The following is a 26941-nucleotide window of genomic DNA, read 5'->3' as shown; positions in this document are numbered from 1 at the left end:
AGTGGCGAAAGCCGCATCACGCCGCAGACGCACGCGGATGCACGATCCCACCCGCCAAATCACGCCAAAACACGCAGGCGTGGTGGCGGTGCGCTCGTGCCCCGCGACTTCAGAGCACGGCCTCCAGCCCCTTGCGTTCGATGAGGTCGAGCAGCTTCTGCGAGGGACCGCTGGGCTTCTTGTCGCCCACTTCCCACTTGCGCACGGTCGAGACGCTGGTGTTGAGGACCGATGCCAGCACGGCCTGACTCAAGTGCAGGCGTTCGCGCAAGGCGCGCACTTTGTCGGCATCGAATTCGGGCACCGGCTCCAGGCACAGCGCGTCGTACTTGCGCATCTTGCGCTTGTCGATGAAGCCCAGGCGATGCAGGTCGCGCGCCGTTTCGTGAACGGCTTCGAGCAGGCGGCTCTTGGACTTAGGCTCGTTTGTCATGGCAAATCTCCTGCAATGTTCCGTCGGCAACGGATTCATCCAACTGGCGCGCGGGACGGGCCAGCAGATCGGCGGCCAGATCCTGCAGCGCTTCCAGTTCCTCGTCATCGATGTTGGCCCGCTCGTTTTTCTCGAAGCCGTAGACGAAGAACCAGCGATCGCCCTTGTTGGTGGCGATCAAGGTGCGCGCGCCACCACGCTTGCCGCGGCCAGCCAAGCCCACGCGCTTTTTCACCACGCCACCGCCCAGGTCGGCATCGATGAGGCCCGCGGCCATCTCCTCGACCGCTTGACACAACCCGGCGTCTGTCAGTTCGGTCTTGCGCATCCAACGAGCGAAGTGGCGCGTCTTGAAGACTCTTCTCATTAGCGAAGTATGCCACTTAGTGGCACCATGTGTCGAGAAGTTCCTTGCTCTCCGTTCAGACGGTCGGCCACGATCGAGAGCGCCCGCTGCCACCGCCGCCAGGCGGTGGTCCGGTCGCAGCCGAAGCGGGCGCAGATGTCGCGCCAGCGGTGGCGCTCGGCACGCATCCATACCAGGTGGCGTTCCTCTTCCTCCAGCCACAAGACCCAGCGCATGGTCTCGAGCATCCGCTCGACCGTCTCGGGTGCGGGCGGGAAGCGCCGGATCGAGGGTTCGGCCCCCAGCGTCTCCCAGGGCATGCGCCGGATCGCGGGCCAGGTGTTGAAGTAGCCCTGCACGCGCACGGGCGGCAGGCGGTGGGCGGTGATGGCCGCCTCCCGGAAGCGTTCGGCCACCCGCTCGACGGTCCACTCAGCCATGGCGCGCCTCCCGTGCACCGTAGAGCCGCTCGCCGATTCGGCGGATCAGCTCGCGCTCCACCCAGTCGAGCCGGTCGTCGTCGACGGAGACGACGAGCAGGCGTTGCTCGCGCCAGCCGCGGCGCTTGACGGCCTCCACGTCCATCGGCTCGGGCTGCAGGCGCCCCAGCGGGCAGCGGTAGCGAGGGGTCGGGATGTCCATCTCACGCCTCCTGCGCCGCGTCGTGGAGCGGGAGGGCCCAGTGCAACAGCGCCAGGGCGTCGGCTTCGTTGTCGTCGGTGGGCAGGTAGCCGCGCGCGCGCATGGCCGCCATCATCTCGTCCTTGCTCGCATTGCCCTTGCCGGTGGCGTGTTTCTTGATCGTGCCCACCGGCACGCCCTGGTAGGGGATGCCGTGGTGCTCGCACCAGGCCGTGAGCGTGGCGAGGAACCCGCCGTAGGCGTGGGCCGCATCGGTCGAGACGTGGCGGCGCACTTCCTCGAAGACCAGCGCGTCGATCCCGTCGGCGTGGGCCTTGAGTTCGGTGATCCAGCGCTTGAAGCGCAGGAAACGCATGCCGCCGCCTTCGAATCGCTGCGGCTTGAAGGATTGGCTGCCGCTGGTGATGCGGCCGGTGCGGTCGCGCAGCGCCCAGCCGGTGGTGGTGCCCAGGTCGAGGGCCAGGATCGTGGTGTGCATGGTGTCAGTCCTCGTTCGGTGGGGACTGACGCATCCGACGCACGATATCGATAGTTCCCGTGAGGCGCGCGCACGCGCGCGCGCGTAGAGACTTACGATGGACAGCGTCAGATGCGTCAGTCCTGTCGGTGGTCACGGGTGTTCAGTCGTCGGCATAGGGGGTGTAGGCGGGCTGCATCGGGTGCTTGAGACCCACGCCACGGAAGCCCCGGATGCCGGCGGCGTTGCGCCATTTCTCGACGCCGCGGGTGATCAAGAGGTCGGAGAAGCGGCGCTGTGAGCCGACGAACTCGCCGGCGGCCTCCGCCCACTGCTTCCAGTCGGTGAACAGTTCGGCGGTCAGGGACTTGGCATTGGCCTCGCGCACGCAGCGCTCCTCCAGCCAGCGGCCCAGCGCGTCCTCGGCTTCGAAGTACTCCTCGGTGGCGGCCACGACCTGCGGCGGCGGATCGAGCCGGCCCAGGCGCTGCCAGGCCAGGCAGCCCTCCAGCGCCCAGGCCAGGATCCCGTCGCGCTCGGCGAGCAACTTGTGCTGCAGGTGTTTGTCCCGCCGCTCGGGCGGCACGGTGATCGTGAAGGGGATCAGGTGCAGCCGGCGCTTCATGGCCTCGTCGATGTTGCGGATGGCGGGCTTGTGGTTGCCGGCGACGAAGAGCTTGAACTGCGGCCAGAACTCGAAGAAGTCTTGCCGCATGAAGCGCGCCGAGACCTTGTCGCCGCCGGTGATGGCCTTGACCTTGGACTCGTTCCAGCGCCGGCCCTGCTCGGTCTCGATGGAGGAGACGAAGCGCGCCCCGCGCAGGCCCGCCATGTCGGTTGGATGCCGGTCGCTGCGCGTCTCCATGAAGGTGTCCATCGGCGCGCTGGCGGCGTAGTCGCCGAGGATCGTGGCCAGGGTGTTCACGAACACCGACTTGCCGTTGGCGCCGGTGCCATAGAGGAAGAACAGCGCATGCTCCTGGGTCGAGCCGGTCAGGCAGTAGCCGCTGACGCGCTGCAAATAGGCTTGCAGGTCCGCGTCGCCGCCGGTGACTTCGGCAAGGAAGCGCCGCCAGGTCGGGCAGTCGCCGCCGGGCGTGGCGGTCGTGATCTTGGTCATGCGGTCGGCGCGGTCGTGCGCGCGCATGCGGCCCGTTCGGAGGTCGACCACGCCGCCTGGGGTGTTGAGCAGCCAGGGATCGGCGTCCCACTCGGCGGTGGTCGCGGCGTGGCGTCGGTCTGCGCGAGCCAGGCGTTCGACGCCGCCGACGGTGCCGGAGGTGGCCAGCTTGGCCGCCAGCTTCGGGTTGTCGGCCTGGAGGGCCGCGTGTCGGCAGACACCGCGGATCAAGTCGGTGGCCGCCAGCGTTTCCTCGTTGCGCCAACGCCGGCCATCCCACACCAACCAGCGGCCCCAGGCCGCCACGTAGCGCCAGTCGCGGTGGTAGCGCCGGGTGAAGGCCAGCGCCAGGGCATCTTCGGTGCCCCACACCGATTCATCCGCGCCGATCACCGGCTCGCCGGGGTCCGCAAGGTCATGCACCTGCACACGCGGACCGTGGGCGAGGAAGGCCGCGACGTCGAAGCCCTCCATCACGGCGTCCGCCGCGTCCCAGCCGTCCGCCGCTTCCTCGGGCGGGTACAGGATGTGGCAGGTCTTCGCGCCCGCCGACAGAATCGCCTGGGCCGCCTGCACGGCGTACTCCCAGCCCGGCTTGTCGCGGTCGGGCCAGATCAGCACGGCCTTGCCAGCCAGCGGCGACCAGTCGGTCTTGTCCACCGGGGCGTTGGCGCCGTGCATCGCGGTGGTGGCCACGATCCCGCGCTCGATCAAGGCCTGGGCGCATTTCTCGCCCTCGACCAGCACGACCTGGGCGGCGTTGTGGATCCCCGGCTGGTTGTAGAGCGGCCGCGGCTCGGGCGGCGCCATCTTGCGGCGGCGCGCGTCCCAGGGCCGGAACTCCTTCTTGCGCCCTGGCGGGTCGTAGCGGTAGACCACGGCGATGAGGCGCCCTTGTGCGTCGAGGTAGTCCCACTTGGCGGTGGCCGGGCCGAGGTCGTCCACCGGGGCCTTCTTGGCCGCCTTGCGCGGCGGCGCCGTGAGCGCTCGGCCGACGAGGTCCTCGGCCAGGTCGAGGATGCGGGCGAAGTCGCCCTGCACGTCCACGCCGAAGTGAGCGCCGATCAGGTGGAACACATCGCCGCCGGAGCCTTCGGCGCGGTCGGTCCACAGTCCCGCCTTGTCGCCGTCGAGCACGACTTCCAGGCTGTCGCCCGGGCTGCCGAGCACGTCGCCGATGACGAACTTGCCGCGGCGCTTCTTTCCAGCGGGGAACAGCGTGAACAGCACCGACTCCAGCCTCGCGAGCAGCGCGGCGCGCACGGCCTCGCGGCGTTCGGACGCCGGGATCTCGGGCGCGGGTGCGGTGTCATTGAAGTCCAGCATCCGACTCCTCCTCGTGCCCTGCGTCGGCCGTGAGCAGGGCTTGACGTTCCTCCATCCACGCCATCAGTTCGGAGAGCTTGAAACGCAGCAGCTTGCCCACCCGGTAGTGCGGCAGGCCGAGACGTCGGCGCTCCTTCGCGTGCGTGAGCCAGTAGTGCGGCAGATTGAGCGCCAGTGCCGCCTCGCGTGCGTCGATCAGGCGCTCCCCGAGCACCGGGTGCAGTGGTCTGTCGGTCATGCCGCAGCCCTCCAGCACCGGTCCTGCCACGGGCACATCCGGCACTCGACATGGGTGGGATCGGCGAAGGCGCGTGGAAGCAGTTCGCCCGCCTCGGTGGCCGTGATGACCTTGACCGCCCGGTCGGACATGCGCTGCGCCAACGCCGCGTCGAACGGCACCAGCTCGGCGTGGATCTCCATGGTGTCGGCGTTCACCGCCGTGAACAGGGCCGGGTGCGCGTGCAGTTCGAGATAGGCCTGGTAGAGCGCGACCTGGGCGGCGTAGACGGGCTTGGCGACCGCGAGGCGATGTCTCTCCAACTCGCGCCACGACTTCGCTCCCAAGCACTTGTTCTCCCACAGCGCCGGGTAGCCGCAACCGAACCCCAGGTCGGGCCCGGCGACGAGCACGCCATCGACGTGGCCCTGCAGGCGCCCGTCCAGCGCCGAGAAGCCGAATTGCTCGCCCGCGTCGTCGCGCGTGCGCAGATCGAAGCCCGCCGCGCGCAGCCATCCGACCATGCAGTCCTCGATGAGGTGGCCGCGCTCGAAGACGCGCAGCATGCGACCGTCGGTCTCGCGACCCGGATCGACCGGGGCGTCGGCAAACTCGTACTGCAGCGCGCGCTCGCAGGCGACCCCGAGGCGCGAGGCGCCCAGGTACGCGCGGCGAGGCTGCGCCGCGCGAGACTGCTGCATCCCGGCATCGATCAGCGCCGTGAGCTGACCCGACAGGCTCTTGGAGGCGTTGAAGTCCATCATCGCCGCGCCTCCTTGGGTGCTGCCGTGCGTGCCGTCTGCGCTTGAGCCTTCGGCTCCTCCCACGGCAGGTCGTCTGCCAGGTCCGCGAAGGGGTCGGACACGGGGTCTTTGAGCCCGCGCACCGGCGGATACTTGCTTGCCTCGTGGTGCTCGACCATCGCCTCCGTGTAGCAGGTGACGATGGCGTCGATCACCTGGAGCGCCTCGGCCTCGGAATACTCGCCCAGCGGCTTGGCAAAGCCGATCTCGCCCGCGACCTCGCCGAAGGCCTTGAGGCACTTCTTCATCGCGGCCAGTTCGACGTCAGACGGGTCGATCATGGCCACCTCCGTCTTGGGCGTGCGTCCTTCCTGCACCCGCAGCCACTGACCGTAGAGCGCATGAAACACCTGCTGGCAACGCCGCGAGCAGAACACCCAGTCGATCGGATAGCGCCGGGCGTCGCCCACCGGATGCCGAAGGTCCGAGTGGCCGTAGCCGCGCGCCTGTCGTTTGCAGACCCAACACTTCACTGACCCTCCTCTCACTGCGCCCAGGCGGGCTTGCCCGGCACGGCGGGGCGTTGCGGGGCGGGCGGCGTGGGGATCGCACGGGGCGGGGCGACCGCCGCCGGGGCGCCACCGTTGCCGGTACCGGGGGCCTTCGGCGGCACGCCCATCAGGCGGACGTAGTCCGGGTGGTCGGGCTCGACGGCGTTTCGGATGACGTTCTTCAACTCGCCGCGGCCGTCCTTCTCGACGTCGATGCGGGCCGCAAACTCGATGCCGTCGAGCTCGTGGAAGCCCTGGATGCGCCGCGCGGCGGCGGCCTGCGGGCTCATGTCCTGCGGATGGACGTTGCGGGCGGAATTGAGCACGGCGCGCACGAAGCTGCGCCCCATCTGGCCCCAAGCCGGGCCCTTCGGGGAATGCAGGCCGATGTTGCTCCAGAGCTTGCGCCGGGCGTACTCGCCCTCCAGCACGACGAACTCGGCCGCGAGATAGACGGAACCCGTCTCGAAGCTCTGGGTGGCCCAGCCGCCCGTCCAGCCCTGCGCCGGGTCGTCGTAGCCCCCGGGCTTGATCGTCATGCGCACGCGGGCGAGCGTGCCCTTGGGGATGAGGTCGAAGCTTTGCTGTTGTTCGGCGTCGTTGAAGTCGTTCCAAGCGGTCATGGCGGATCACTCCTTGAATGCGTTGAGGTCGGTTGAATGCGACAAAGCGCTGGCGTGTGCTGCGGCAGTGCGGCCGAGGCACTTGGCAATGAGCTTTCCGAGGTGGGGTTCTTCGATGGGGGCAAGCCGTCCCGAGCGGTCCTTGCTCGGGAAGCCCCAGGGGTTGTCCGCGCCGGTGACGAACGCGCGGTATGGCGTGCCGTCGTCGGCCTTCAAGATGGCCAGCGTGATGACTTCATCGAGCACACCAGGCAGCTCGGCCGAGGTCTTGGCGCCTTCGAGCTGCAGCTGGTAGATGCGGCGGTTGAAATCGTCCAGCTTCTCTTCCAGGATGCAGACGTAGATGACGTGCTTGTCCCTCACGTGCTGCAGGTGCGTGAGGGCGCCGATCATCTCGGTGCCGAGCAAGCCATAAGCGCCCCGGGTGTCGGGCTTGCCGGTCTTCTCGGAGAATGCGGCCGGCTGGGTCTTGCACCAGGCCAGGCACATCCGCGAGAGCACGGTCAAGGAATCGACGAAGTAGGTGTCGTACTTGGCCAGCTGCGCCGGGTCGCCGTACTTCTGGCAGACGTGATCAAAGTGGGCCTGCGAGAAGGCCTGCTCGGGTGTGGCGCTCGGGCTGGGTCCTGCCAGGAACACCACCAGGTCCTTGAACTCCGGCCAGGTGCGCGGGCGCAGGGTGTCACCGCCCCAGTCGAGGATGGACAGATCGCCGGCCTCGGTGTCCACCAGTAAGGTGCGTTCGGCATCGAGCGTGCGGATCTGGGAGGTCTTGCCCACCCCGGGCGCACCGACGAGGGCGACCTTGGCGCAGCGTTTTTCGACGAGTCTTTCGTTGGCCGTCACGATAGGCAATGGCATGGCCGACTCCTCATTCGAACGAGACGACCGTGAAGCGGCCGAAGGTGGGACGGAAGTCACCCACGCCGATGAGTCGGCCTGCCATGTCCAGGCTGTCCTTGATCCAGGCACGGTCGAGGTATTCGGGCAGCACCACCATCAGATCGAACTCGGCGCGCCAACCCGCACGCATGGCAGGCCGCACCCGATTGACGCCCGCGCGTTGCACCACCACGCGGCGGCGGTCTTCGTAATCCCAGCGGTCGGTCCCCAGGCTGGCCAGGTGGGTGAGCGAAACCACGCCGGCCTTGGTGATGTCCTGCGCCGATTTGCGTGGACTCCTGGGGTCCTGCTTGAACTTGGCCGCACCGATCAGCGCCTGTCGCAGATACTCCCCGGGCAGGCACAACTGGCCCTGGTTGTCGCGATAGACGTAGCTCTCGATGTCGTCGGTTTTTTTGGCGGCGCTGTTCTTGGTGGCCTTGGCCTTGGCGTCGACGGCCTCGCAGTTCCAGCGGTGGAACAACAAGTCCGCCACGCCTTCGATGACGACACGGACGCTGTACGGCGCCCCCGTCAGGACCGCCGACTCGGCACCGTTGCCGAGCGCATCCTCGTTTCTCAAAAGGGTTTTCATCGTCGAATCTCCAGAAATCGAAAGTTCCTTGCCACATCGGGCCCAGCCTTGCCTAGCCACGCCAAGCCAGTCCGAACCGAGCCCAGTCACAGTTCGCTTGGGCCTTGCCGCGGCTTGCCCCGCCATGCCATGCCACAGCGCGCCGAGCACAACCCGGCCATTGGCTTGCCAAGATCAAGGACGTCACGAGGATGAAGGGGCGTCATCACGCCACCTCCTTCAGCCGCTCGGCGACACGGGGCGGAATCGAATTCCGGCCCTTCTCTTTCACTTTCAGTTCGGTGGGCATGGTTCAGTCCTCCGAGGTCAAGGTCAGCCGAAACGTCGGCTTGCCGGGCTTGACGGTGCGCGCCGGCTCGAACTGCGCGCGCAGCGCCGCGGGCCAGTGGTTGAAGCGGGACTCGGACACCGAGTACTCGACATCGAGGTAGTCCTCGACGCGCTCGCCGGCGGCGGCGATGCGCCGGGCCATCTGCGACAGCTGCGCCTGGTCCCAGGCCACGCGTTTCGGGACATCGACGGTCACGCGAAGCAGCCCGTCCTTCAGGTGCACGACGCCGAAGTCCTTGCCCGCCTCGAGGCGGGCAGCACGGGCCTGCTCGCCGTAGGCGGCCTCCAGCGCAGCGTCGAACTTGGCGCGGGCCTGCTTGAGCCAGGCGAGCGCTTCGTCCAGGTTGCGGCTGATCTCCGCCTTCTGGGCGGGCGGAAGTTGAGCCAGCTGGCCGACGGACATCGCGGCGATGTCGGCGGGGTAGAGAGTCAAATCGCTCATCGCACCCTCCTTCACCGCGCCGCGCGCTCGGAGGTCGAGTCGTGCAGGGCGCTGCGCTCGAACTCGATGACCGACTCCAGCGGGTAGCTGACGCGCTTGGACAGCTTCAGGTAGCGCGGGCCACGCCCTTCGCTGCGCCAGCGCTGCAGGGTCTTGGGGCTCAGGCCCCAGCGCTGCGCGAGCTCGTTCTCGTTGAGGACCCGACGGTCGCCGGGGTTCAGGCCGTTGATCGCCTCGAGTGGCGACCGGGTGATGGTGCTTGCCGTTGTCGGCATGGAAGCCTCCTATGACGCTGTTGAGGAACAGGTGTCATTGCAGGCTTCGGGTGGCGAACCTTGGAGGGACCGAATGGCGAACCACGCACAAACTTCGGGTTCGCCAATCCGCACGCGTCCATGCCAAAACGGCGAGCACGCGGCTCGCCGTTCTTGGGGACAGGGGGATGGTCAGCGGCCGGTCACAGGACGCGTGGTGGAAAACCCAGCAGCCGACGCTGCTCGCCCCAGTCGCGAGGCAGCAGGTCTTGGCGGCCACGCAGCGTGTGCAGATTCAGATGCCGGGGCTGGCGTCCGTCCAGGATGGCCTCGACGATGTCGGGGGCCAAGAGGGTCAGGCGCAGCACCTCGGCCACCCAGCCGGGCTCCAACTTCAGGGAGCGCGCCAGGTCGGTCGTCGTGGGATAGCGCCCCTCCTCGAGCAGCCGCTTCCAGTAGAAGGCCTTGCCGAGCGTCTTGATCATCGGCGCATCCAGTCCTCCCGCGGCTGAGGTTGCGGACTCGGGCGTCGGCGGGATCAGGAGCTTGCGGTTCTGCCGGCGCTTGATCGTCAGGGGCACCAGGGTCACCCGCTGCCCGTCGCTGACGTAGCTGCGCGCGTCGTTGCCGACCTCGATGCGGATCGCGCGGCGGCGGGAGTTCGGAGTCGGATCGGGAGGCGACCGGGTCATGCCAAGGCCTCCTCGGCGCTCGCGCGGCACTCGTCGACCAAGGGATGCGCGCCGATCTCGGGCCCCAGTCCCAGCCAGCCGTCCTCGCGCCAGAGGATGTCGAGTCCGTGCTCATGCAGTTGGACCCGCTCGATCAGCAGCCGCGCGATGCGTTGCTGCTCGGCCGGGAACAACTGCGCCCACACGTCGCCGATGCGCCGCATCGCCACCACCACCTGCGCTTCATCGAGGGCGGCACCGGCCGGGTGGCGCTGGCACGCCCGCCAGGTGCCGATCAGCACCTCCGGCGCGGCGAGCGCCGCGTGGATCTGCGCGAGCACCGCGTTCTCGATCTCGGCCGCGGGCAGATGGCCGACGTCCGGGGCGTCCGACGCCAGGCTCGCGCCCGCGTTGCGGCGCTTGTGCAGGTAGGGGACGTAGTAGCGGTAGGTGCGTCCGCTCTTCTTCTTGACGAAGGTGTGCAGCATGCGCTGGCCGTCCGGGGCGAACAGCAGCCCCGCGAGCAGCGCCGGATGCTTGGCCCGGTGTTCACGCGGCGCCTGCTTGCGGCGCGCGATGAAAGCGTGCGCGGCGTCCCACAGGTCTTGCGGCACGATCGCTTCGTGTTGGCCGGGATACCACGTGCCGTGGTTGCGGATCTCACCCAGGTAGATGCGGTTGCGCAGCAGCGCGAAGATGAACTGCTGGTCGATGGGTCGGCCCGTGCGCCGGCGCCCGCCTTGGGTCACCCAGGCCTTGGTGGTGTGCCCCTCGACCGCCATCTCCCGCACCAGCCGTGCAGCCGAGCCATGCTCGGCGTAGCGCCGGAAGATGTCACGCACGAGTGCGGCCTCGCGTTCGTTGACGACGAGCTTGCGATCGACGACGTCGTAGCCCAGCGGCGGCATGCCGCCCATCCAGAGCCCCTTGGCCTTGGAGGCGGCGATCTTGTCGCGGATGCGCTCGCCGGTGACCTCGCGCTCGAACTGCGCGAAGGACAGCAGGATGTTGAGTGTCAGCCGCCCCATCGAGGTGGTGGTGTTGAACTGCTGCGTGACCGAGACGAAGGAGACGCCGTTGCGGTCGAACACCTCCACCAGCTTGGCGAAGTCCGCCAGGCTGCGCGTGAGGCGGTCGATCTTGTAGACGACCACGATGTCGATCCTGCCGGCCTCGATGTCGGCCAGCAAGCGTTTGAGCGCCGGGCGGTCGAGATGGCCGCCGGAGTAGCCGCCGTCGTCATAACCCTCCTCGATGGCGATCCAGCCCTCATGACGTTGGCTGGCGATGAAGGCCAGCCCCGCGTCGCGTTGGGCCTCCAGGCTGTTGTACTCCTGGTCCAGTCCCTCGTCGGTGGACTTGCGGGTGTAGACCGCACAGCGCCTCGATGGCGTGACGGGACCAGGCGTCGGCATGGTCGACGGGGATGCGGGCCATCGTGATCTCATGCCGGCTCCTTCCGTCCGTGCTTGGTCTTGAGGCCGAAGAACGCGGGGCCCGACCAAGGCGTGCCGGTGATGTGGCGGGCAATCGCCGTCAGGCTCTTGAACCGCTGCCCCTGATACTCGAAGTCATTGGGCCCGCGCACCAGCACCCGGTGCTCGACGTCGTCGAAGATCCGCGTGAGCACCGTGCCCGGCAGCAGCCGACTCGCGTCACGGCGCAGTTGGCGTGGCAGGATGCCCGTCTCACCGATCTCCTCGAGCTTGCGGCGGGTCGCGGGCTTCAAAGCGCCGAAGGCGCGCTCCTGGATCCTGTAGGCGAGCCGGCTCTCCAGCCACGTGCGGTGGTGATGCTTGGGCCGCTCCTCGAAGTACTCGTCCCACAGCGCCCAGAGGCTGTCCATCGACAGGTGGGGCAGCTGCGCGACGCGGGCGGCGATGGTGGTAGCGTCGACTGTGGGTGCGTGTGCCGTCATGGGCGAACTCCGTTGTTGTTATCGGGGTTCGCATTCACGCGCTGTGGCCCGCACAAGCCAAGGCCAACCGAGTCGCTGTCGGTGGCGATATGGCCAGATGGCGGAAAGGGGCGCGCGCGCAGCCGCAGGAGGGCGCAGGCCAGCAGATCGACGATCTCTTGTTGCGCGTGCCGAGGCCGATCAGCCTCGAGGGCCGGGGAGCGGGGTTCGAGTTCGTGCATGGTCGGCGTTTTGATGGAAAACGCCGACCATGCTAGGAATCAAGGGGCTTCGCGTAACGGGTTCTGGCGGGGATGCGCGGGCTACGGCGCCCTGCGTCATCGCACCTGGTGCTGGCCTGTCGAGACGAACCGGTCATCGCAGTCGTTGCTTTCGCCGTCCTGCCAGGATCGATCACGAAATTGAAAAGAGGCGATGATATACATTACCGTGGGGGTGACCTTTCGCTAGGGAAGGTGTTCAAAACGCCCGCGGCGATGGCCACTGAGGCGAGATATTCCACATGGTGACTAATCTGGCGTTTTTGCGGTCTCAAACAAGGGCATTTCGCCCTTGTGGACGGCCCTTTGGCCGGTTGTGGACGCACTCATCCCTGCAGCCCCTGCAAAAGCCTGCGCCGAGCCATCCACAGATTGCTCAGCGCAAACAGCGTCATCAGGTTGGCCGTGTTCTTGGCCAGCCCCCGGTACTTGACCTTGACGTAGCCGAACTGCCGCTTGATGACCCTGAAGGGGTGTTCCACCTTGGCCCGGATGCTGGCCTTGGTCTGCTCCAGCTTCTCCAGGATGGCTCCCATGGGCGTGCCCTTGTCCATCGCACGGCGCTTGCCCGGCATCATCGCAATGTGCCAGTTCACGTCGGGGTGCTGGGCCTGAATCTCTTTGCGCTTCTCAACGCCCCGGTAGCCCGCGTCGGCAAAGACATCGGTTTCTTCACCATGGACCAGCTTGCTGGCCTGCGTCACATCATTGACGTTGGCTGCCGTGCCCACCACGGTGTGAACCAGCCCAGAGTCGGCATCCACGCCGATGTGGGCTTTCATGCCGAAGTGCCACTGATTGCCCTTCTTGGTCTGGTGCATCTCGGGGTCACGGGTGCCGGTGCTGTTCTTGGTGGAACTGGGTGCGGCAATCAAGGTGGCGTCCACCACCGTGCCTTGGCGCAGCATCAGGCCCTTGTCGGTGAGCGTGGCGTTGACGGTGGCCAGGATTCGTTCGGCCAGATGGTGTTCTTCCAGCAGGTGCCGGAATCGAAGGATGCTGACCCGGTCCGGAATGCGTTCGACGCTGGACAAGCCGACAAACTCCCGGTACAGCGCGGTCTCGAAGAGGGCCTCTTCCATGGCCAGGTCGGACAGGCCGAACCATTGCTGGACGAAGTGGATGCGCAGCATGGTCTCCAGCTCAAACGGGGGCCTGCCGGTCTTGGCACGCGGGGCGTGCGGTGCAATCAGCGCCAGCAGCTCGGACCACGGCACCACCAGGTTCATCTCGTCCAGAAACACAGCCTTGCGCGTGCGCCGCTTGCTCAGATTCAGCCCAAGGTCTTGTTGCTTTGAACACCTTCCCTAGATCGATGACCTTGAACTTCCCCGACTGGAGTCCGTACATGTATTACAGCAGTGGCAATTACGAAGCCTTCGCCCGCCCGCGCAAGCCAGACGGGGTCGACGGCAAATCCGCATGGTTCGTCGGCTCCGGCCTGGCCTCGCTGGCCGGCGCCGCCTTCCTGATCCGCGATGGCCAGATGCCGGGCGAGCGCATCACCATCCTGGAACGCACCGACGTGCCGGGCGGCGCACTGGATGGACTTGAGAAGCCGGACAAGGGCTTCGTGATCCGCGGCGGCCGCGAGATGGAGGACCATTTCGAATGCCTGTGGGATCTGTTCCGCAGCATTCCGTCGCTGGAAGTCGAGGGGGCCAGCGTGCTCGACGAGTTCTACTGGCTGAACAAGGACGACCCCAATTTCTCCCTGCAGCGCGCCACCATCGAACGGGGCAAGCCTGCGCCCGACCTGGGCAAGTTCACGCTCAGCAAGGCCGCGCAGAAGGACTTGCTCAAGGTCTTCATGGCCACGCGCGAGGAGATGGAGAACAAGCGCATCAACGAGGTGTTCGGTGAGGACTTCTTCGCCAGCAACTTCTGGATGTACTGGCGCACCATGTTCGCGTTCCAAGAGTGGCATTCGGCGCTGGAAATGAAGCTCTATCTGCACCGCTTCATCCACCACATCGGCGGTCTGCCGGATCTTTCCGCGTTGAAGTTCACCCGCTTCAACCAGTACGAATCGCTGGTGCTGCCATTGGTGAAGTGGTTGAAGGACCAGGGCGTGGTGTTCCAGTACCGCACCGAGGTGACAGATATCGATTTCGACATCGATGCCACCAACGGACGCAAGCAGGCCACGCGCATCCACTGGAACCGCGACGGCCAGCCCGGTGGCATGGCACTCGGCCCCGATGACCTGTTGTTCATCACCATCGGCTCGCTGGTGGAAAACAGCAACGAGGGCGACCACAAGACCGCGGCGCTGCTGGACGAAGGCCCGGCACCGGCTTGGGATCTGTGGCGGCGCATCGCGGCCAAGGATCCGTCGTTCGGGCGGCCCGACGTGTTCTGCACGCACATTCCGGAGACCAAATGGGAATCCGCCACCATCACCACGCTGGACGCGCGCATCCCGAAGTACATCGAGAAGATCGCCAAGCGCGACCCGTTCAGCGGCAAGGTGGTGACCGGCGGGATTGTCACCGTCAAGGATTCCAGCTGGCTGCTGAGCTGGACGGTGAACCGCCAGCCGCACTTCAAGAAGCAGCCCAAGGACCAGGTCGTGATCTGGCTCTATGGCCTGTTCGCGGACGTGCCGGGGGATTACGTCAAGAAGCCGATGCAGGACTGCACCGGCGAGGAAATCACCCAGGAATGGCTGTATCACATGGGTGTGCCGGTTGAGGACATCGCGGAGCTTGCAGCCACGGGAGCCAACACCGTGCCGGTGATGATGCCGTACATCACCGCCTTCTTCATGCCGCGTCAAGCCGGTGATCGCCCTGACGTGGTGCCAGCGGGCGCTGTGAACTTCGCATTCATCGGCCAGTTCGCGGAGTCGAAGCAACGCGACTGTATCTTCACCACTGAGTACTCGGTGCGCACGCCGATGGAAGCGGTCTACACGCTGTTGGGCATTGAACGCGGCGTGCCGGAAGTGTTCAATTCCACCTACGACATCCGCACCCTGCTGGATGCACTGCACCAGCTGCGCGATGGCGAAGAATTGGCGTTGCCGGGCCCGTCGTTCCTGCGCGACCGCGTGTTGGCCAGGCTCGACCGCACCGAGATCGGTGCATTGCTCCACGACGCCGGCCTGCTGGCCGGGGAGGACGCATGAACATGACACAGGACACCACAAAGACCGTCGCCTCGCCCTCCGGCCTGCAGCGGGTGACCGTGCTGGGCACTGGCGTGCTCGGCGCGCAGATCGCCTTCCAGTGCGCCTTTCACGGCAAGAGCGTCACGGCGTACGACATTGACGCAGCAGCGCTGGAGCGTGCCCGCGACGCCCTGACGCGATTGGCTCAGACATATGCCGCCGACCTGCCGGGGACGACGCCCGAGGCGACCACCAGGGTCGCGGCGGCCATCGCACTGAGCAGCGACCTTGCGCAGGCCGTGCGCGACGCGGACCTGGTAATTGAAGCGGTGCCGGAGAAGCTGGAACTCAAGCGCTCAGTCTATGCCGAACTCGCCAGGCTGGCGCGCGAAGGCACCATCTTCGCCACCAACTCCTCCACGCTGCTGCCCAGTGCACTCGCGGATGCGACGGGCCGGCCGGAGAAGTTCCTGGCGTTGCATTTCGCCAATCACATCTGGCGCCAGAACACAGCGGAAGTGATGGGTACGCCGCAGACCGATCCTGAGGTGTTCGAGCAGGTGGCGCGCTTCGCTGCGGAAATCGGCATGGAACCGATCCGACTGCACAAGGAGCAGCCGGGTTACGTGCTGAATTCGCTGCTGGTGCCGTTGCTCAACGCGGCCGCCGCCTTGTTGTTGAAAGGTGTGGCGAGTCCGGAGGACATCGACAAGACCTGGCGAATCGGGACCGGCGCCAAGCTGGGGCCGTTCCAGATCTACGACATTGTCGGCCTGCGCACGGCGTACAACATCGCAAGCGCAAATCCCGCAACGCAGGGCTGGGCCGAATATCTCAAGGTGAACTACATCGACAAGGGTCGCCTGGGCACCGGTGCGGGGGGGGGGCTTCTACGATGATTGACGCCATGTCCGCCGCCCGTGCGTGCTCCGTCGGGAACGGTCACCGCACGCTGACGGCGTCCTGTGCAAGGCGGTGGCATACTGCCGCCCCGTCGCGCCGGAGCCGGCCGTGAGCCAAGCCGCTTGTTCGCGGGCGGCACGCCCATCCTTCGAGCCGCGCGCTCTCCCCGCGAGAGCGCCGCCTTGCCGGCCCTCGGGCAGGCGGTGAAGCCCACGACCCTGGACCAGCGATTCGTGCTGTGTCCCTACTGCCACCAGCACCGGGCGCAGGTCTGGGGCGGCGGGCGCCGGGGGTGTAGTTGTCAGTGCCCCGAGTGCGGGCCGGTGGCCGTCGAGGCCGACGACATGGCCGCGTTGGCGCTGGACGAGGAGTGGCTGCGCCGAAAGCTGCGGCTGGCGCTGGAGGATCGCTTCGCCTTCTACGGAGGCGGCATCTCGTTCATCGGCATGCCGGGCCACCTGCTCCGCAGGCCAGCGATCCAAGGACGCCGGTGAAGGGGCCTTTCTCGGCGGATTTCCGCTGGGTCACGCTGCCCGAGGGGCCGCACGGCCCGATCCGGCTGACCGAGGCTCAGGCAGCAGTGTTCGAGGCCCTGTGGTCGTTCAAGGGGGAGCCCCGCACCGCCGAACAGGTCATGCGGCGTGCCGGGCTCGACAGCGCCAAGCCCATCGACGTGTTCAAGGTCAAGACGCGCGACAAGGGCAAGCCGGAAGCCGAAGGGCCACTCGTTGCATACCGGGCCCTCGTCCAGGTCGTGCAGGGGCGCCCGGGGCTGTACTCGATGCCCTGTGCTGCAGCATTGAGCCCCGTGCAGGCTTGATGCCTTGCTCATCCAAGCACGATGGACAACCGATGGCAGTGACGCACGTGCAAGTCACTGGGCCACAAGGCCATTTGCGTGCGCTTCCGCAAAGAAGTTGGCGCGGATTTCGAGAGAAAAGAGGGCGAAAGAGAGTCGAACCGGGTGGGCCCTTCGCGACCTGGCGACGAAGGGCAGCACACGCAGAACGGGTCGCCGCCCCGCGTTGTTTCGCGGAACCTGAAAACGAAAACGCCCAACCGGAGCCGGTTGGGCGTTGAATGGTGGTGGCCGGGGACGGAATCGAACCGCCGACACGGGGATTTTCAGTCCCCTGCTCTACCAACTGAGCTACCCGGCCAATGGGCATGCGAGCCGCGCATGATACGGATCAGGCGGGATTGACGCAAGCCGTGTCCTGGTTCGTACATCTGGATGCGGAAGATGTCGATTGCAGGCACTGCATGTCGCCTCGCGAGCACGGCCGCACGCGGCGCAAGCGTGCTGGTTTTCAGCGCGCTGGGCAGCGCCCTTGAGTGGCCTGGTCGCGTGCCGGTGGCTTTTGCCCCGTATGAGCATGCGCATGTGCCTGCGACGCGCGCGGCTTGCCGTGCGGGCGGCGATTGCGACGTGGGCGCGGTGCGTGCGCCGCATCCGCGAACGGCGCAGCGTCGGTGCGGATGGCGCGACTGGGCTCGAAGCCCGGCACCGTCTCCATCGTGATCTCGCGGCCCAGCAGCTTCTGGATCTGGCGCAGCAGGTTCGCTTCGTCCGGCGACACCAGCGAGATCGCCTCGCCGCTGGCGCCGTTGCGGCCGGTGCGGCCGATGCGGTGGACGTAGTCCTCGGCCACCATCGGCAGGTCGTGGTTGATCACCAGCGGCAGCTGCGGGATGTCCAGCCCGCGCGCGGCCACGTCGGTGGCGACCAGGATCCGGGTCTTGCCGCTCTTGAACTCGGACAGCGCTTTCTGGCGCGCGGCCTGGCTCTTGTTGCCGTGGATCGCCAGCGCCGGCAGCCCGGCCTTCTCCAGCTGCTCGGCCAGGCGGTTGCAGCCATGCTTGGTCTTGCCGAACACCAGCACCTGCTCGCGATGGCGGCGGGCCAGGATGTCGATCAGTAGGTCGCGCTTCTTCGCCGCGTCCACCGGATGCGCGTGGTGGCGGATGGTCCCGACCACGGTGTTCTGCGCGGCCACCTGCACCTGCTGCGGGTCCTGCATGAACTCCAGCGCCAGCGCCTTGATGCGCGGCTCGAAGGTGGCCGAGAACAGCAGCGTCTGCCGCTGCGCCGGAACATGCTTCATCACCCGCTTGATCGAGGGCAGGAAGCCCATGTCCAGCATGCGGTCGGCCTCGTCCAGCACCAGCATGCGCACGTCGCCGAGCTTGCAGGTGCCGCGCTCGAGGTGGTCGATCAGGCGCCCGGGGCAGGCCACCAGCACGTCCACGCCGCGCCGGAACGCCTCCACCTGCGGCTGCATGCCCACGCCGCCGAACAGCGAGGTGACGTTGATGCGCAGGTGTTTGGCATAGGCACGCAGGTTGTCGGTGATCTGCACCGCCAGTTCACGGGTGGGAGTGAGCACCAATGCCCGCGGCCGGCGCAGGCCTTCGGGCTTGGGCAGTTCGGCCAGCTTCTGCAACAGCGGCAGACCGAATGCAGCGGTCTTGCCGGTTCCGGTCTGGGCACCGCCCAGCACGTCATGTCCAGCCAGCACCAGCGGAATCGCCTGCGCCTGGATCGGGGTCGGGATGGCATAGCCTTGCTCGGCCAGCGCGCGCAGCAACGCGGGCGCAAGGCCCAGGGATTCGAACGACATCGGGAACAACTCCTGAAGGAACGGCACGCGCACGCGGCGCGAACCACCCGGGCGTTCCTGTCGAACCGCGCCGCGGGCATGCATGGCACGACGCCGGGATTCCGGGCCGTGTCTGCGCGACGAAAGGCGTACGGGGAAGATAGCCGCGGAAGGCGGCCGGCTTGATCAGGAAAAACGCGACCTTCGCGATGAAGGCGGATCAGCCGTGCGCAGAACGCAGGCATTGTACGCCAAATCCGGCCGCTTGCCGCGGCTTACCCCTTCCTTCGTCCCCGATGCCGTGCCAGTCTTGCGCCCTCGCACTCTCTCGCCGTATCTCGCTCATGAAGATCGAAGTCCGCATCGCGCAATGGCTGCTGGCCGCCCTGTTCTTCCTGACCGGCGCCCTGCGCCTGTGGCAGGCTCTGCATGGCGTCCTCATCAGCGATGCAGTGCTGCTGATGAGTACCGCCCAGGTGCTGCTGGGGGTGCTGCTGGCCACCGGCTGGCAGCTGCGCATCGTCGCACTCTGCGCGGCCGTGCTGTTGCTGATCGACGCGGCAACGACACATCCCTTCTGGAAACTCTCCGGCGGCAGCGCCGCCACCTCGCTGCTGGCCTTTCTGCGGCACGTGAGTCTGGCCGCCGGGCTGCTGCTGCTCTCCACCGCGGGCGGCGCACGCCGGCGCTGAGCGCTCAGCCGACCGCGGCCTGCCCCAGGGTCACAAGGCCGATCGCCAGCACCAGCAGCAGCGCGATGCGCCGAAACAAGGCTTGCGGCACCCGCGCCAGGATGCGTCGCCCCAGCCAGGTGCCGGCCAGCGCCACCACCGCCAGCAGCGGAATCCAGACCAGATCGTGGCTGTGGATGTAGCCGTTGCGCGCATACACCGCGGCGCGGCTGAGATCGATCGCCAGGTCGATCGCCGCCGAGGTCGCCACGAACACATCCTTGCGCAGGTCGAACGCCGCCATCACCGCGCCGCGCACCGCGCCGCCGGTGCCCACCAGCCCGGCCATGCCGCCGGACAGCACGCCGCCCAGCACGGCGTTGCCGGCGCTCGCGCGCACCTTCCAGCGCGGACGCAGCAACATCCAGCCGCTGAGCGCAATCAGGAACAGCGCCAGCAGCACCGTCAGCCCGCGCGTCTCGATCCAGGCCGAGGCCAGCCCGCCCAGCAGCGCGAACGCGACGGCCGGCAGCCCCATCCGCAGCAACAGGCCACGGTCGATCCCGGCGCGGAACAGCCCGAGCTTGCTGAGGTTGCTGGCCAGGTGGAACAGTGCGGTGATGCCGAGCACCGACTGGAAGTCGAAATAGAAGTTCGCGATCGGCACGAAGAACACTGACGAGCCGAAGCCGCCGACCGTACCGGCGACCTCGGCCAGCAGCGCCAGCAGCAGGAAGCCCGCGCCGCGAGCGAACCCCGGCATCAGACGTCCAACGCCAGGCCCGGGCGCGGCAGCAGCGCCTGCACGCCGTGGCGGGCCAGAAGCTCGCCGGCCAGCGCCTCGCGCGCCAGATCCTCGCCATGCACCAGCGCCACCGGCGGCGGCGCGGTGAAGCCGGCGTACCACTCCAGCAGCCCCTGCTGATCGGCATGCGCGGACAGCCCGCCGACGGTGTGCCGGCGTGCGTGTACCTGCACATCGTGGCCGTGGATGCGCACCCAGCGCGCGCCATCCACCAGCCGCCGTCCGAGCGTGCCTTCGGCCTGGTAGCCGACGAATACGATCCGGGTCTGGCGATGCGGCAGATGCTGGCGCATGTGATGCAGGATGCGCCCGCCGTTGGCCATGCCGTTGCCGGCGATGATGATGGCGCCGCCGTGGATGCGATTGATCGCCATCGATTCTTCCACCGATTCGGTGACGTGCAGATTCGGCAGACGGAACGGATTTGGCGTGCCGTGCCAGGCCGCGCGCGCTTCGGCATCGAAGAGCGCATGGTGGCGGTCATACACCTGCACCACCTTGGACGCCATCGGGCTATCCAGATAGAGCCGCCAGCGCGCCATGCCCCAGTCGTCCCAGTGGCGCGCGAACCAGTACAGCAGTTCCTGGGTGCGCCCCACCGCGAACGCCGGGATCAGCACGTTGCCGCCATCGCGCCAGGCCGCGCGCAGGATCTCGCCCAGCTCCTCGACCGTGGCCTGACGGTCGCGATGGTTGCGGTTGCCGTAGGTGGATTCCATCAGCAACAGGTCGGCCGCGGGCACCGGCTCGGGATCGCGCAAGATCGGAGTGCCGCGCATCCCGAGGTCGCCGGAGAACACCAGACTGCGGCCGTCCGCGCGCAGTTCCACGCTGGCCGAGCCGAGGATGTGGCCGGCATCGCGCAGGACCAGGTCGATCCCTGGCAGCAGCGCCGGATGCGCGCCATAGGCAAGCGGCCGCACCAGCCCCAGCGTGCGCTGCACGTCCTCCCGGGTGTACAGCGGCATCGCCGGCGGCTGCCCCGGGCGGCGGCGCCGGTTGGCGCGCTCGGCGTCGCTCTCCTGCAGCGAGGCCGAGTCCAGCAGCATGATCGGCAGCAGGTCGGCGGTGGCGGCCTGGGTGTAGATCGGCCCCTTGAAGCCGGCCATGACCAGCCGCGGCAGGCGCCCGCAGTGGTCGATATGGGCGTGGCTGAGCACCACGGCATCCAGCGCGGCGGCATCGAACGGGAACGGCGCGAAGTTGGCGGCTTCTGCTTCCGGGCTGCCCTGCACCATGCCGCAGTCGAGCAGGACGCGATGCCCCGCCGCCTCGACCAGATGCATGGAGCCGGTCACCTGCCCGGCCGCCCCGTGGAAATGCACGCGCATGCGCAACGCCCCGCCGAATCGTGTGATGACGCAAGATTAACCTTCGCCCCCCCACTTTCGGCAGTGGCGCACGGGAAAACCGTGCTGGATGCTGCGAAAATCCCCCGATGAACCTCCTTTCCATGCGCCGATTCCCCTTTGCCTGCACGCTGTCGCTGCTGCTTGCGGCCAGCGTCCAGGCACAGCCCGTCGATTCCGTCCCCGGCCGCGATGCCATCGTCAGCAAAACCTTGGCCAACGGCCTGAAGATCATTGTCTGGCCCGACCACGACATCCCCAGCGCCAACTACTACACCTTCTACAAGGTTGGCAGCCGCAACGAGCACGCCGGCATCACCGGTCTGGCGCACTTTTTCGAACACATGATGTTCAACGGCACCACCCGCCGCGCGCCGGGCGAGTTCGACCGCACCATGGAAGCCGCCGGCGGCAGCAACAACGCCAGCACCAGCAGCGACCTGACCATCTACACCGACTGGTTTCCGTCCAGCGCGCTGGAAACCATCTTCGACCTCGAGGGCGACCGCATGGCCCACCTCGCGTTCGACCCCAAGGTGGTAGAGAGCGAGCGCGAGGTGGTGTACAGCGAGCGCCGCAGCAGCGTGGACAACGACAGCATGGGCACGCTGATGGAGCAGATGCAGGCCAGCGCGTTTTTGGCCCACCCCTACCAGATCCCGACCATCGGCTGGCCCAGCGACATCGAGCACTGGAGCAGCGACGACCTCAAGCGCTTCTTCAAGACCTACTACGCGCCCAACAACGCGGTGCTGGTCATCTCCGGCGACGTGCAGCCCAGGCAGGTGTTCCAGCTTGCCGACAAGTACCTGGCCGCGCTGCCGCGCCAGCCGGCGCCGCCGGCGGTCACCACGGTCGAGCCGGAGCAGCTGGGCGAGCGCAGGATCGTGGTGGAGCGCGCCGATGCGCAGTCGCCGATCGTCGCCTTCGCCTTCCACAGCGGGCTCGGCGCCGGCAGCCCGGAGTTCCCGGTGCTGGAGCTGCTGACCACCGTTCTCGCCCAGGGCCAGTCCTCGCGCCTGCACCAGCGGCTGGTGGAGCGCGAGCAGGCCGCGGTGAGCGCCGGCGCGTTCGCGGAAGCCGGGTTCGACCCCGGGCTGCTGTGGGTGTACGCGCTGCTACCGCCGGGCGGTGACATGGCCCGCGCCGAGGCGCTGCTGGACGCGGAGCTTTCGAAGATCGCGCGCGACGGCGTCACGCCTGCGGAACTGGACAAGGCCCGCAATCTCAAGCTGGCGGAGTTCTGGCAGAAGATGGCGACCATCAATGGCAAATCGCAGCTGCTGGGCGAGGCCGAGGTGTTCCAGGGCGACTACCACAAGGCCTTCGACGCTCCGGCCGCCTACGCGGCGGTGACCCCGGCCCAGGTGCAGGCGCTGGCCGCGAAGATCCTGCGCAAGCAGAACCGCACCACCGGGCTGCTGCAGCCGGTCGCCGCGGCGTCCCCCGATGCCACGGCCGCCGCGCCGGCCGCCACCCAGAAGGAGGCCGCACGATGAGCCGCCTGCGTTTCCTGTTCGCGGCGCTGGCCGCACTGGCGATGTCTGCGGCCTCGGCCGCCGGCATCCGCCTGCCCGACTACCAGACCGTGCGCCTGGACAACGGCGCCACCCTGCTGCTGGCCCCGCGCAAGGAGGTGCCACTGATCGCGGCCACCGTGCTGGTGCGCGGCGGTTCGCTGGCCGATCCGGCCGGCAAGGAAGGCACCGCCGACCTGCTGGCCGACATGCTCTCCAAGGGCGCCGGCAGCCGCGACGCGCTGGCCTTCGCGCAAGCGGTGGACGGCGCCGGCGGCAGCCTGGCCTTTGCCAGTTCCGGCGAGGCGCTGGTGGCCAACGCCCAGTTCCTGGCCAAGGACGCCGACCTGATGCTGGCGCTGCTGGCGGATGCCCTGCTGCGCCCGCGCATGGACCCGGCCGAGTTCGACAAGCTGCGCAAGCGCGCGATCGACGGCCTGGCCGCCGCCAAGGACGCCGACCCGCGCCGCCTGATCGGGCAATATGCCGACAGCTGGCTGTTCCGCGGGCATCCCTACGGGCGCCCCGACAGCGGCGACGAGACCAGCCTGGCGAAGATCACGCTGGAAGACCTGCAGGCCTTCCGCCGCCAGCAGATGGGCGGCGACCGCCTGATCATCGCCATCGCCGGCGACTTCGACCCCACGCAGGTGACCGCGCAGGTGCGGCAGGCCTTCGGAACCTGGGGCAAGGCCACGGGCGCGCTGCCGCAGGTCCCCGCCAAGGCCCGCGAGTCCGGCCGCCGGGTGCTGCTGGTGGACAAGCCCGGCGCTACCCAGACCTATTTCGCGCTGACCAACGTCGGCAGCTATCACGGCGATCCCCAGCGCGCCGCGCAGGACCTGGTGCAGACCGCGTTCGGCGGGCGCTTCACCTCGATGCTCAATACCGAGCTGCGGGTGAAATCCGGCCTGACCTACGGCGCGCGCTCGCAGATCGACCGCCCGCGCCAGCCGGGCGCGGTGGAGATCAGCAGCTTCACCAAGACCGAGACCACCCAGGCCGCGATCGACCTCGCCATCGCCACCCTCGACCGCCTGCACCGCGAGGGCCTGGATGCGGCCACCCTGCAGTCGGCCAAGCACTACATCGCCGGACAGTTCCCACCGAGCTTGGAGACCGCGCCGCAGCTGGCCAACGCCATCGCCTGGCTGGCGCTGTATGGCGACGGCCGCGAGTACATCGACGACTACCTCGACCAGGTGGCCGCGGCCACCCCGGCGCAGGTGGCCGCCGCGCGCGCGGTGTTCCCCGCCAGCCAGGACCTGGTGATCGTGGCCATCGGCGATGCCGCCCGCATCCGCGCGGTGATGCGCCGCTACGGGCCGCTGACCGAAATGAAATTGTCCGACCCCCGCTTCTCGCCCTGATCTGCCTGCCGGGCAGTACCCTCCCGGCTTCTTTCGTCCTCCCCGGAGCCTGCGTTCGTGAACACCCCAAAGTTGCTGTTGCTGTCCCTTGCCATCACCACCGCCCTGAGCGCCTGCCAGAAGCCGGCCGCGCCCGCGGCCTCCACCGAGGCCACCGCCGCCGCGAAACCCACGCTGCCGCCGCTGGCCGGCTTCAAGACCAGCGATCTCGACCCGTCCAAGAACGTGTGCGACAACCTGGCCGATTACGTCAACGCGAAGTGGCTGGCCGCCAACCCGGTGCCGTCCGACAAGACCACCTGGGGCAGCTTCGAGATGCTGGACGAGCGCGCGCAGGCCGCCAGCCGCGGCATCGCCGAAGCCGCGGCCGCCAATGTGCACGCCCGCGGCATCGAAAAGCTGATCGGCGACCTGTATGCCAGCGGCATGGACACCGCGAAGATCAACGCCGCCGGCATCGCCCCGCTGCGGCCGATGCTGGCGCGGATCGACGCGCTCAAGACCCCGGCCGACATCGCCACCTACCTGCGCGACGAGTTCGCGGCCGGCCGCGGCGAGGTGTTCAGCTTCGGCGCCGAGGCCGACTTCAAGAACTCCAGCCAGAAGATCGGCTACGCCTTCCAGGGCGGGCTGTCGCTGCCGGAGCGCGCCTACTACCTGGAGGACGGCCCGGACGGCAAGTACAAGGCGATCCGCGAGGCGTTCGTGAAGCACGTCTCCAGGCAGCTGCAGAACGCCGGCGTTCCGGCGGCCGACGCCGACAGGCAGGCCGCCGACGTGCTGGCATTCGAAACCCGCCTGGCCCGCGCCTCGCTGTCGCCGATCGAATTGCGCGATCCGAACAACCAGTACCACTACGTCACCCTGGCCGAGGCCGACAAGCTGACCCCGCACTTCTCCTGGAGCGCGTTCTTCAAGGCCAACGGCGTGCAGGCCGACGGCTTCTCGCTGTCGCAGCCGAAGTTCTTCGCCGAGTTCGACAAGATGCTGACCGACGTGCCGGTCGCGCAGTGGCAGGCCTACCTGCGCCTGCACGCGATCGACGGCATGGCCCCGTACCTGGCCGACAAGTTCAACGACGAGCGCTTCGACTTCTACGCCCGCACCCTGCGCGGCCAGAAGGAGCAAAAACCGCGCTGGAAGCGCGTGCTCGACACCGTGGAAGGCAGCGCCGGCGAGGCGCTGGGCCAGCTGTACGTCAAACAGTACTTCCCGCCCGAATCCAAGGCACAGATGCAGGCCCTGGTGGAAAACCTGCGGCAGGCACTGAAGGCACGCCTGGAGAAGCTCGACTGGATGAGCCCGGAGACCAAGGCCAAGGCGCTGGAGAAGTGGGCCAGCTTCACGCCCAAGATCGGCTACCCCGACAAGTGGCGCAGCTGGGACGGCCTGGCCACCAAGCGCGACGACTACGCCGGCAACGTGCTGGCCGCGGCCAAGTTCAACCACGCCTACGAGATGGCCAAGATCGGCAAGCCGGTGGATCGCACCGAATGGGGCATGACCCCGCAGACGGTGAACGCCTACTACAACCCGCTGATGAACGAGATCGTGTTCCCGGCGGCGATCCTGCAGCCGCCGTTCTTCGATCCCAAGGCCGACCCGGCGCTGAACTACGGCGGCATCGGCGCGGTGATCGGACACGAGATGATGCACGGCTACGACGACCAGGGCAGCCAGTTCGACTCCCAGGGCAACTTCAACAACTGGTGGACCAAGGCCGACCGCGACGGCTTCAACGCGCGCACCACCAAGTTGGTCAAGCAGTTCGACGACTACGTGGCGATCGACGGCCTGCACGTGAAGGGCCAGCTCACCCTGGGCGAGAACATCGCCGACCTCGGCGGCCTGAACGTGGCCTGGGACGCCTACCAGAAGGCGCTGAAAGACGCCGGCAAGTCGGGCAGCGACAAGGTGGACGGCTATCCGGAGGACCAGCGCTTCTTCTTCAACTGGGCCACCGTGTGGCGTCGCAACTTCACCCCGGACGAAGCCAAGGTGCGCCTGAACACCGACCCGCACGCCCCGGCGCAGTTCCGCGCCATCGGTGCCCCCAGCAACATGCCGGCGTTCGCGCAGGCGTTCGGCTGCAAGCCCGGCGACGCGATGGTGCGCGACGCGGAGCACCAGGTGGTGATCTGGTAGACCACGCCGCACGACGTTGCATAGCGAAGACCCAGATGGTCGTTCGTTTGAAGAAAAACCCCTCTCCCATCAGGGAGAGGGGTTGGACTTTCGGCCCAAAGCCGTTCGTTCAAAAGGCAAAAAAAGCCTCAGGGCATTGACCCTACCAATTTGCAACAATTTGCGGCATGAGTTCCGACCGGTAGGCTTCCGGAATTGAGGACTCACCAGTAGATGGCTTTGTGAATGCCGCCATGGCAGAGACCAATGCATTCGTCTCTGACACAGTCAACATCCTGCCATCGTCAAGCACGATCTGCTCGACCTGGTAGGAACTGCTGGAATACCAGCCTTTGATCAAAACGGAATCTTCCGTGCCAAGCACTGTGATCAGTAAATCATTTCCAGTCCGTTCAAGCCAGAGCCTGTCCGCGTCAATGCCCTCACCGAACGCAAGCACATCCGTATTGGTGTAGCCACCGTTGATTTCCTGAATCGTGTCCTGGCCGTCGCCAAGATTGAACACGTAGCGGTCAGAGTAATAGCCGCCGATCAGGACATCGTTGCCCTTGCCGCCCACAAACACCGCATTCTGGGCATAGGCATCCACCTTCAAAGTGTCGTCACCTTCGCCGCCGTACAGTTCGTCGTTGCTGCTGCCGATGATCGTGTCGTTGCCG

31 protein-coding genes and 1 tRNA gene are annotated in these 26941 nt (G+C 67.4%); 8 read left to right on the top strand and 24 right to left on the bottom strand.

The window, feature by feature from the left end:
* Window positions 1-109 precede the first annotated feature (109 nt).
* From ML342_RS10570 to ML342_RS10480, 19 genes are all read right to left on the bottom strand, one after another.
* A complete protein-coding gene (locus ML342_RS10570; protein WP_240127006.1) occupies window positions 110-433 on the bottom strand; it encodes a helix-turn-helix domain-containing protein in 324 nt (107 codons plus the stop codon).
* Entirely contained in the window at window positions 417-800 is a 384-nt protein-coding gene (locus tag ML342_RS10565; protein WP_072756620.1) for a type II toxin-antitoxin system RelE/ParE family toxin, read from the bottom strand. Before ML342_RS10565 ends, ML342_RS10570 begins: the two co-directional genes overlap by 17 nt.
* Window positions 800-1219 carry a DUF6362 family protein gene (locus ML342_RS10560; RefSeq protein ID WP_240097622.1) on the bottom strand — a complete coding sequence of 140 codons (420 nt, stop codon included), beginning with the start codon at window positions 1217-1219 and terminating at the stop codon, window positions 800-802. Before ML342_RS10560 ends, ML342_RS10565 begins: the two co-directional genes overlap by 1 nt.
* A complete protein-coding gene (locus ML342_RS10555) occupies window positions 1212-1421 on the bottom strand; it encodes a hypothetical protein (protein ID WP_240097620.1) in 210 nt (69 codons plus the stop codon). Before ML342_RS10555 ends, ML342_RS10560 begins: the two co-directional genes overlap by 8 nt.
* Window position 1422: 1 nt before the next feature.
* Window positions 1423-1899: a crossover junction endodeoxyribonuclease RuvC gene (locus ML342_RS10550; protein ID WP_240127005.1), complete on the bottom strand. Its 477-nt coding sequence runs from the start codon at window positions 1897-1899 to the stop codon at window positions 1423-1425.
* A gap of 142 nt (window positions 1900-2041) precedes the next feature.
* The gene (locus ML342_RS10545) at window positions 2042-4324 is read right to left on the bottom strand and encodes a phage/plasmid primase, P4 family (RefSeq protein ID WP_240097616.1); all 2283 of its coding nucleotides are present in this window, start codon (window positions 4322-4324) and stop codon (window positions 2042-2044) included.
* On the bottom strand, window positions 4308-4562 hold the full coding sequence (locus ML342_RS10540; RefSeq protein WP_240097614.1) for a helix-turn-helix domain-containing protein: 255 nt from the start codon (window positions 4560-4562) through the stop codon (window positions 4308-4310). The genes ML342_RS10545 and ML342_RS10540 overlap by 17 nt, the downstream gene beginning before the upstream one ends.
* Window positions 4559-5305, bottom strand: coding sequence for a hypothetical protein (locus ML342_RS10535; protein ID WP_240127004.1), 747 nt, complete (start codon window positions 5303-5305; stop codon window positions 4559-4561). The genes ML342_RS10540 and ML342_RS10535 overlap by 4 nt, the downstream gene beginning before the upstream one ends.
* The gene (locus ML342_RS10530; protein ID WP_240097610.1) at window positions 5302-5817 is read right to left on the bottom strand and encodes a DUF6511 domain-containing protein; all 516 of its coding nucleotides are present in this window, start codon (window positions 5815-5817) and stop codon (window positions 5302-5304) included. The genes ML342_RS10535 and ML342_RS10530 overlap by 4 nt, the downstream gene beginning before the upstream one ends.
* An 11-nt stretch (window positions 5818-5828) precedes the next feature.
* On the bottom strand, window positions 5829-6458 hold the full coding sequence (locus tag ML342_RS10525; protein ID WP_240097608.1) for a hypothetical protein: 630 nt from the start codon (window positions 6456-6458) through the stop codon (window positions 5829-5831).
* Window positions 6459-6464: 6 nt separating this feature from the next.
* Entirely contained in the window at window positions 6465-7319 is an 855-nt protein-coding gene (locus tag ML342_RS10520) for an ATP-binding protein (protein WP_054284889.1), read from the bottom strand.
* A gap of 10 nt (window positions 7320-7329) precedes the next feature.
* On the bottom strand, window positions 7330-7935 hold the full coding sequence (locus tag ML342_RS10515; RefSeq protein ID WP_083460479.1) for a hypothetical protein: 606 nt from the start codon (window positions 7933-7935) through the stop codon (window positions 7330-7332).
* 292 nt (window positions 7936-8227) lie between these two features.
* Complete coding sequence (locus tag ML342_RS10510; protein ID WP_240127003.1) at window positions 8228-8707, bottom strand: hypothetical protein; 480 nt, start codon at window positions 8705-8707, stop codon at window positions 8228-8230.
* 11 nt (window positions 8708-8718) lie between these two features.
* Window positions 8719-8982, bottom strand: a complete 264-nt coding sequence (locus ML342_RS10505; protein WP_240127002.1) for a helix-turn-helix transcriptional regulator — start codon at window positions 8980-8982, stop codon at window positions 8719-8721.
* Window positions 8983-9164: 182 nt separating this feature from the next.
* Window positions 9165-9653 (bottom strand): hypothetical protein, encoded by a 489-nt coding sequence (locus ML342_RS10500; RefSeq protein WP_240127001.1) that lies wholly within the window; start codon window positions 9651-9653, stop codon window positions 9165-9167.
* Window positions 9650-11047 carry a recombinase family protein gene (locus ML342_RS10495; RefSeq protein ID WP_240127000.1) on the bottom strand — a complete coding sequence of 466 codons (1398 nt, stop codon included), beginning with the start codon at window positions 11045-11047 and terminating at the stop codon, window positions 9650-9652. The genes ML342_RS10500 and ML342_RS10495 overlap by 4 nt, the downstream gene beginning before the upstream one ends.
* A 29-nt stretch (window positions 11048-11076) precedes the next feature.
* Window positions 11077-11550, bottom strand: coding sequence for a DUF2924 domain-containing protein (locus tag ML342_RS10490; protein ID WP_240126999.1), 474 nt, complete (start codon window positions 11548-11550; stop codon window positions 11077-11079).
* Window positions 11547-11771 carry a hypothetical protein gene (locus ML342_RS10485; protein ID WP_240097599.1) on the bottom strand — a complete coding sequence of 75 codons (225 nt, stop codon included), beginning with the start codon at window positions 11769-11771 and terminating at the stop codon, window positions 11547-11549. Before ML342_RS10485 ends, ML342_RS10490 begins: the two co-directional genes overlap by 4 nt.
* A gap of 365 nt (window positions 11772-12136) precedes the next feature.
* The gene (locus ML342_RS10480) at window positions 12137-13087 is read right to left on the bottom strand and encodes an IS5 family transposase (protein ID WP_240127037.1); all 951 of its coding nucleotides are present in this window, start codon (window positions 13085-13087) and stop codon (window positions 12137-12139) included.
* A 38-nt stretch (window positions 13088-13125) separates the two neighbouring features.
* On the opposite strand from ML342_RS10480, the gene ML342_RS10475 reads away from it, so the two are divergent.
* The 4 genes from ML342_RS10475 (at window position 13126) to ML342_RS10460 (ending at window position 16645) form a co-directional block, all read left to right on the top strand.
* Window positions 13126-14940 (top strand): oleate hydratase, encoded by a 1815-nt coding sequence (locus tag ML342_RS10475; RefSeq protein ID WP_240126998.1) that lies wholly within the window; start codon window positions 13126-13128, stop codon window positions 14938-14940.
* Window positions 14937-15821: a 3-hydroxyacyl-CoA dehydrogenase gene (locus ML342_RS10470; RefSeq protein ID WP_240126997.1), complete on the top strand. Its 885-nt coding sequence runs from the start codon at window positions 14937-14939 to the stop codon at window positions 15819-15821. The genes ML342_RS10475 and ML342_RS10470 overlap by 4 nt, the downstream gene beginning before the upstream one ends.
* 327 nt (window positions 15822-16148) lie before the next feature.
* Window positions 16149-16319 carry a hypothetical protein gene (locus tag ML342_RS10465; RefSeq protein WP_240126996.1) on the top strand — a complete coding sequence of 57 codons (171 nt, stop codon included), beginning with the start codon at window positions 16149-16151 and terminating at the stop codon, window positions 16317-16319.
* Window positions 16316-16645: a hypothetical protein gene (locus tag ML342_RS10460; RefSeq protein ID WP_240126995.1), complete on the top strand. Its 330-nt coding sequence runs from the start codon at window positions 16316-16318 to the stop codon at window positions 16643-16645. The genes ML342_RS10465 and ML342_RS10460 overlap by 4 nt, the downstream gene beginning before the upstream one ends.
* Before the next feature lie 264 nt (window positions 16646-16909).
* Here ML342_RS10460 and ML342_RS10455 read toward each other — a convergent pair.
* Both ML342_RS10455 and ML342_RS10450 read right to left on the bottom strand, forming a co-directional pair.
* Window positions 16910-16985: transfer RNA gene (locus tag ML342_RS10455), tRNA-Phe, on the bottom strand.
* 150 nt (window positions 16986-17135) lie between these two features.
* The gene (locus tag ML342_RS10450) at window positions 17136-18446 is read right to left on the bottom strand and encodes a DEAD/DEAH box helicase (RefSeq protein WP_240126994.1); all 1311 of its coding nucleotides are present in this window, start codon (window positions 18444-18446) and stop codon (window positions 17136-17138) included.
* 323 nt (window positions 18447-18769) lie between these two features.
* Here ML342_RS10450 and ML342_RS10445 point away from each other — a divergent pair, with 323 nt between their 5' ends.
* Window positions 18770-19117, top strand: a complete 348-nt coding sequence (locus ML342_RS10445) for a hypothetical protein (protein ID WP_240126993.1) — start codon at window positions 18770-18772, stop codon at window positions 19115-19117.
* A 4-nt stretch (window positions 19118-19121) separates the two neighbouring features.
* On the opposite strand, the gene ML342_RS10440 is transcribed toward ML342_RS10445, so the two are convergent.
* Window positions 19122-19859: a sulfite exporter TauE/SafE family protein gene (locus tag ML342_RS10440; protein WP_240126992.1), complete on the bottom strand. Its 738-nt coding sequence runs from the start codon at window positions 19857-19859 to the stop codon at window positions 19122-19124.
* On the bottom strand, window positions 19859-21232 hold the full coding sequence (locus ML342_RS10435; RefSeq protein WP_240126991.1) for an MBL fold metallo-hydrolase RNA specificity domain-containing protein: 1374 nt from the start codon (window positions 21230-21232) through the stop codon (window positions 19859-19861). The genes ML342_RS10440 and ML342_RS10435 overlap by 1 nt, the downstream gene beginning before the upstream one ends.
* Before the next feature lie 107 nt (window positions 21233-21339).
* On the opposite strand from ML342_RS10435, the gene ML342_RS10430 reads away from it, so the two are divergent.
* The 3 genes from ML342_RS10430 to ML342_RS10420 all read left to right on the top strand — a co-directional run bounded on the left by ML342_RS10430 (window position 21340) and on the right by ML342_RS10420 (window position 26282).
* Window positions 21340-22749 carry a M16 family metallopeptidase gene (locus ML342_RS10430; protein ID WP_240126990.1) on the top strand — a complete coding sequence of 470 codons (1410 nt, stop codon included), beginning with the start codon at window positions 21340-21342 and terminating at the stop codon, window positions 22747-22749.
* Complete coding sequence (locus ML342_RS10425; RefSeq protein ID WP_240126989.1) at window positions 22746-24137, top strand: M16 family metallopeptidase; 1392 nt, start codon at window positions 22746-22748, stop codon at window positions 24135-24137. The genes ML342_RS10430 and ML342_RS10425 overlap by 4 nt, the downstream gene beginning before the upstream one ends.
* A 75-nt stretch (window positions 24138-24212) precedes the next feature.
* Window positions 24213-26282, top strand: a complete 2070-nt coding sequence (locus ML342_RS10420; RefSeq protein WP_240127036.1) for a M13 family metallopeptidase — start codon at window positions 24213-24215, stop codon at window positions 26280-26282.
* 142 nt (window positions 26283-26424) lie between these two features.
* Here ML342_RS10420 and ML342_RS10415 read toward each other — a convergent pair.
* A partial coding sequence (locus tag ML342_RS10415; RefSeq protein WP_275672470.1) for a calcium-binding protein occupies window positions 26425-26941 on the bottom strand: 517 nt, incomplete at its 5' end.

The sequence above is a fragment of the Thermomonas alba genome, from assembly GCF_022419205.1.
GTDB classification, from domain to species: Bacteria; Pseudomonadota; Gammaproteobacteria; order Xanthomonadales; family Xanthomonadaceae; genus Thermomonas; species Thermomonas alba.
This window is presented reverse-complemented; position numbering and strand designations above follow the sequence as displayed.